At 29.1% G+C, this 5221-nt stretch carries 8 protein-coding genes; 7 read left to right on the top strand and 1 reads right to left on the bottom strand.

All coding sequences use genetic code 11. The features are described 5' to 3' along the window. The 5 genes from KHW44_RS06190 to KHW44_RS06170 all read left to right on the top strand — a co-directional run. The coding region (locus KHW44_RS06190) for a PASTA domain-containing protein (RefSeq protein ID WP_304067266.1) at positions 1 to 1372 on the top strand (1372 nt) is incomplete at its 5' end. After that, positions 1362 to 2240, top strand: a complete 879-nt coding sequence (gene rsgA, locus KHW44_RS06185) for a ribosome small subunit-dependent GTPase A (RefSeq protein WP_304067263.1) — start codon at positions 1362 to 1364, stop codon at positions 2238 to 2240. The genes KHW44_RS06190 and rsgA, both read left to right, overlap by 11 nt. Continuing rightward, a complete protein-coding gene (rpe, locus tag KHW44_RS06180) occupies positions 2240 to 2890 on the top strand; it encodes a ribulose-phosphate 3-epimerase (RefSeq protein WP_304067260.1) in 651 nt (216 codons plus the stop codon). Before rsgA ends, rpe begins: the two co-directional genes overlap by 1 nt. Before the next feature lie 15 nt (positions 2891 to 2905). Then, entirely contained in the window at positions 2906 to 3445 is a 540-nt protein-coding gene (thiT, locus tag KHW44_RS06175; RefSeq protein ID WP_304067257.1) for an energy-coupled thiamine transporter ThiT, read from the top strand. Continuing rightward, positions 3442 to 4074, top strand: a complete 633-nt coding sequence (locus KHW44_RS06170) for a thiamine diphosphokinase (RefSeq protein ID WP_227905327.1) — start codon at positions 3442 to 3444, stop codon at positions 4072 to 4074. The genes thiT and KHW44_RS06170 overlap by 4 nt, the downstream gene beginning before the upstream one ends. Before the next feature lie 28 nt (positions 4075 to 4102). Here KHW44_RS06170 and rpmB read toward each other — a convergent pair whose 3' ends face one another. Next, positions 4103 to 4318 carry a 50S ribosomal protein L28 gene (gene rpmB / locus KHW44_RS06165; protein ID WP_002836298.1) on the bottom strand — a complete coding sequence of 72 codons (216 nt, stop codon included), beginning with the start codon at positions 4316 to 4318 and terminating at the stop codon, positions 4103 to 4105. Positions 4319 to 4497: 179 nt separating this feature from the next. Between rpmB and KHW44_RS06160 the strand changes: the two genes are divergently transcribed. Further along, a complete protein-coding gene (locus KHW44_RS06160; RefSeq protein WP_002836299.1) occupies positions 4498 to 4860 on the top strand; it encodes an Asp23/Gls24 family envelope stress response protein in 363 nt (120 codons plus the stop codon). 8 nt (positions 4861 to 4868) lie between these two features. Then, positions 4869 to 5221 (top strand): DAK2 domain-containing protein (locus KHW44_RS06155; protein WP_304067250.1); only part of this gene is annotated, 353 nt, incomplete at its 3' end.

The following is a 5221-nucleotide window of genomic DNA, read 5'->3' as shown; positions in this document are numbered from 1 at the left end:
AACTGTTTTGGGAACTGTTCATTATATTTCACCAGAACAAGCAAAGGGTAAATTTATTGATGAGAAAAGTGATATATATTCATTAGGTGTTGTATTGTACCAAATGGCTACAGGTGAAGTGCCATTTGACGCACCAAATGCAGTTGGAATTGCATTGAAACACATTCAAGATCCATTGGTACCACCTATTAATCTTAGACACGATTTGCCGCAAGGGCTTAATGACATTATAGTTAAAGCAATGGCAAAAGATCCTAATGATAGATTCAAATCGGCTACAGAATTAAAAGAAATGTTGAAGAATTATCAAACCTATTCCTCTGATTTGTATCAAAAAACCACTAAGAATCCAATTATAAAAGAAAATGATGAACAACCAGAAGTAAAAGAAGCTGTTTATAAAACTCCTAAACAATCTTCTACAAAAGATAACAAAAATAAATCTAAAAAGTTTATGTGGATTCTATTGCCTGTACTTTTAGCAGCATTGGTATTTGTTGCATTTATATTCGGCAAGAAATATATAAATAAGAATAAGCAAGACTTAGTCTTAGTTCCTGCATTGACTGGTTTAACCGAAAACGAAGCATTAAATAAAGCTAAAGCAAATAATTTAATTGCTGTTGTTTCAGAATACAAGACTGAAAGTAATGTTGAACCAGGAAAAGTATTAGAACAAGATCCAGAGTCTAGTACAGAAGTAAAAAAAGGAACTATTATAAAATTAGTTGTAAGCAAAGGTGAGGAACAGGTATCAGTACCTAATTTGTCCAATATGACTATAGAAAATGCTAAAATCCAACTCAACAAATTGGGCTTAGAAATTGGCGAAATAACTAAAGAAAACAGTGATAATTTTGAAGCTGGAAAAATTATGCAACAACATCCGGATGCAGGAACTAGCATAAATAAAGATTCTAAAGTTGATGTTGTAATTTCTTTAGGTAAGAAAGAAGAGCTAGTAGAAATGGTTGATTTAATAGGGACTGATATTAGTCAAGCTAGTAATAAATTAAAATCAATTGGACTGAATATAGGAAATATTGAAAAGAAATTTAGTAATTCATACGATACAAACCAAGTTATATGGCAACAATATGACGCGGGAAAGAAACTTAAAAAAGATAGTTCAATTGATGTAATAATCAGTAAAGGTAAAAAGGAACCTGAAATGATTGATAAAGTATTTAGAATAAGTAAACCTGTAGAAAAAGGGATTTACACAGTAACTGTTAAAGATGAAACTGAAAACAACATTATCTATGAAGAAAACCATGACGCTTCTGAAGGAGATATAAGAATTAAAGTAAAAGCAAAGCCTAATAATGATATTAAAGTCTATATTAATGGAGAATTAGTTAATGTCGGATAAAACAGGTGTAATTACTAAAATTCAAAGAGAATTATTCTACGTAAGCATTGGAAACGAAGTGTATCCTTCGAAGGCAAAGGGGAATTTTAGGAACAAGAAAATTACTCCAGTTGTAGGGGATAAAGTAGATATAAATGTAGAAAATGGTCTTGGATTTATTTTAAAAATACATCCAAGATCTGTGCTTTTACACCGTCCTGAAGTGAGTAATATAGATAAATGTTTCGTTCTAAGTAGCATTAAGTCACCTAATATTAATCTAATGTTACTAGACAAATATCTATTAATGATTGAGAAGAACAACATTGATTGCGTCATTGTATTTAATAAATCTGATTTGGTATCTGAGGATGAGAAAAAATTTTATGCTGATATATACAGAAATATTGGGTATAAAGTAATATTCAATTCAAATGAATCTTCAATTACTAATGAAGAGTTATTAAATGAATTCAAAAATCATATTAGTTGTGTCATTGGCCCTAGTGGGGCAGGGAAATCAAGTACTTTAAAAAATTTATTTCCAAATGAGAATTTTATTTCTGGAAAAATTAGTGATAAAACTCAGAGGGGAAAACAAACGACAAGACACATTGAAATTAAAATGGTAGATGACAATACTTACGTTTTGGACACACCGGGTTTTAGTTCTTTTGATTTGTCTTTTTTAGATGAAAAATCTGAAATCAAAAATAACTTTGTAGAATTTAGAAAAAACAGTTCAAAATGTAAATTCAATAATTGTGATCACATTAATGAACCAAAATGTGAAATAAAAAGGCTTGTTGAAACTGGAGAAATATCTCAAAGTAGATATGATAATTATTTGAAAATTGTTGAAGAATACGAAAAAATTAGGAGGTATTAATGGCTAACTTAAGTCCATCTTTGTTGGCTTGTAACTTTTTTGAGTTAGAAAAAAACTTAGATATATTAAAAAATAAGGGAATAAAATACTTACACTTAGATGTTATGGATGGTAATTTTGTGCCAAATATTTCTTTTGGTCCAGCCGTTATAAAACAGATCAGAGAGAAATATCCGGAATTTATTTTTGATTGTCACTTGATGGTTAACAAACCAGAAAATATTATAGATGACATGTTGAATGCTGGAGCTGACATAATTACTTTTCATCCAGAAGCAACTTTTCATCCTCATAGGATTATTCAGACTGTTCATAAAGCTGGAAAAAAATGTGGATTAGCACTTAATCCATCCACAAGTTTAGAATGTTGTGAATATATTATTGATGATCTGGATATAATACTAGTAATGAGTGTAAATCCAGGATTTGGAGGACAATCATTTATAGAAAGTCAATATTCAAAAATAAAAGATGCAAGAAAAATGATTGAGAAATCACAAAAGTATATTATATTGGAAGTTGATGGAGGAGTAAAAACTTCTAATGTCGATAAAGTTTTAGAATCAGGGGCTAATCTAATTGTAAGTGGTTCAGATGTTTTTAATCAAAATATAGAATCGCAATTAGATATTTACAATGAAAAATTATAGTAACAGGAGGATATATTGAACAAAAATTTGAGATTTATGGTTGAAGGGGCTATTACTTTAGCTCTGACAGCTGTGCTAAACAGTATTGTTATTTTCAAAATGCCAAGAGGGGGATCTGTTTCTTTGGCTGGATATGTTCCAATTTTATTATTTGGACTAAGATGGGGACTTAAACCAGGGATTGTAATTGGTTTAATGTATGGAATTTTAGATAGTTTTGTTGATTCATATGTTATTCATCCAATACAATACTTACTAGATTATCCAATAGCATACATGGCTTTAGGTCTATCAGGATTAGGATGTAATAATGAAACTTTGAGCGGTAAAATTAATTTTGAAATGATTTTAGCATGTGTGTTCGCTATTTTAATGAGAGGAGTAGCTGCTATTTTAAGTGGTTACGTATTCTTCAAAGATACATTACCAAAAGATATACCTGCTTTACTAGGATCGTTCTTGTATAATATTACCTACATTGTTCCTAATGGAATTATAGCGATAGTTGTCATATTAATTTTAATTAAACCTGTATCAAAGGTAAGTAAAAAATGATTGGTTTGATTTGTTGCGCCGGAGAATTATCTGATAAGAATCTTTTTGAAGAATATTATGAAAAGTCAGATTTTAAAATAGCTGTAGATGGTGGAACAAAATATTTCACCGATTATCACAAAGATTTTGATTTCGCTATAGGAGATTTTGATTCTATAAATCCAGAAGATAAAACTTTTCTAGAAGAAAACAACAAGATTCTTGAAAAATATAATTGTAAAAAAGATTTTACTGATTTTGAAGCCGCAATAAATATATTAATCGAAAAAAACTGTAATACAATATATGCTTTTGGGGCAACAGGAACTAGATTAGATCACACAATGTCGAATTTAATTTATTCAAAAAGATGCTTTGAAAAAGGAATTGAACTTATATTTATTGGAAACAATAATATAATTAAATTCTTAGGAAAAAGCACAGATTGTGTTATGAAATATGATTATATTTCTATTGTAGTATTATCGAATAATGGAATGAAAATTAGATTAAAAGGCTTTGAATACGACAGTGAATTTTTAGATGTTGATTTTTGTTCAACTTTGACGATTAGCAATAAAATAAAAGATAAAAAAGCATATATAGAATTAATAGAAGGATATGGTCTTTTGATTGATTCTAGAGATTAAAAAAGAGTCGAATTTTCGACTCTTTGTTTTATTCTTCTTCTGTTGTTTTGATAAATTGAGGTCTTTCAACTAAACCTGATCTTAAGCATCTAGTGCATACATTGATTCTTTTTGGTTTGCCATCAACTAAAGCTCTAACTTTTCTGATGTTAGGTGCCCAGCTTCTATTTGAAGATCTTAAAGAAAATGATCTATTATTTCCGAAAGTTCTTGATTTACCACAAATTTCACATTTTTTGGACATAATTACACCTCCTGGTTCTTTTTCAAATGTCTCTTGATATTATAGCATATTTTAAAACTGAATTTCAAGCTTTTAGAGCTAAAATATGTTATAATAATATAGTATTAATATGTAAATTAGAATCTTAAACATTAAAAGAGTATAATATAATTAATTAGGTATCACAAATAGGAGGTAATATGACTACTAAAATTGATAACGAATATGGTTCAATATTAATATCAGATAATATCGTTAGAACTATTGCTAGTGAAACAGCTATGACTTGTTACGGAATTGTTGGACTAGCTTATAAAAATTTATCAGATGGATTTTTAATGTTACTCAATAAAGACAATATGAGTAAGGGAGTAAAAGTTTATACAAAAAATAATAAAATTGTAATAGATTTGACTGTAGTTTTGGAATATGGTACTAAAATTGCTGTGGTTTGCCAAAATATTATTGATACAGTTAAATATAGTGTAGAAAACAAAACTGGTCTTGAAGTAGAATGTGTTAATGTTCTTGTTCAAGATATGAGAATAAACGAAGAAAAATAGGGGGCACAATGAAGAATGACGCAACACTGTTCAAGAATTGCCTTCTAGCGGGATTTAAGAACTTAGAAAATAAAAGAGAAATAGTAAATAGCCTAAATGTTTTTCCAGTTCCAGATGGAGATACTGGTACTAATATGACATTGACAATTAAATCAGCTATTTCAAAAGTTAATGGCGTAGCTGATTTGAGCATTGCAAATTTAGCTAAAGCTATGAGTGATGGTTCTCTTATGGGAGCTAGAGGGAATTCTGGTGTAATCACTTCTCAAATCATGAGAGGTTTTTATAATGGATTTAAAGATTATACTGAATTTAATATATTTGCATTAAGAGATGGATTTGTAGAAAGTTATAAAACTGC

It is taken from the genome of Finegoldia magna (genome assembly GCF_018371055.1).
GTDB classification, from domain to species: Bacteria; Bacillota; Clostridia; order Tissierellales; family Peptoniphilaceae; genus Finegoldia; species Finegoldia magna_I.
Note: the sequence above shows the minus strand (reverse complement) of the source record. Positions and strands in the feature narration are given on the sequence as shown.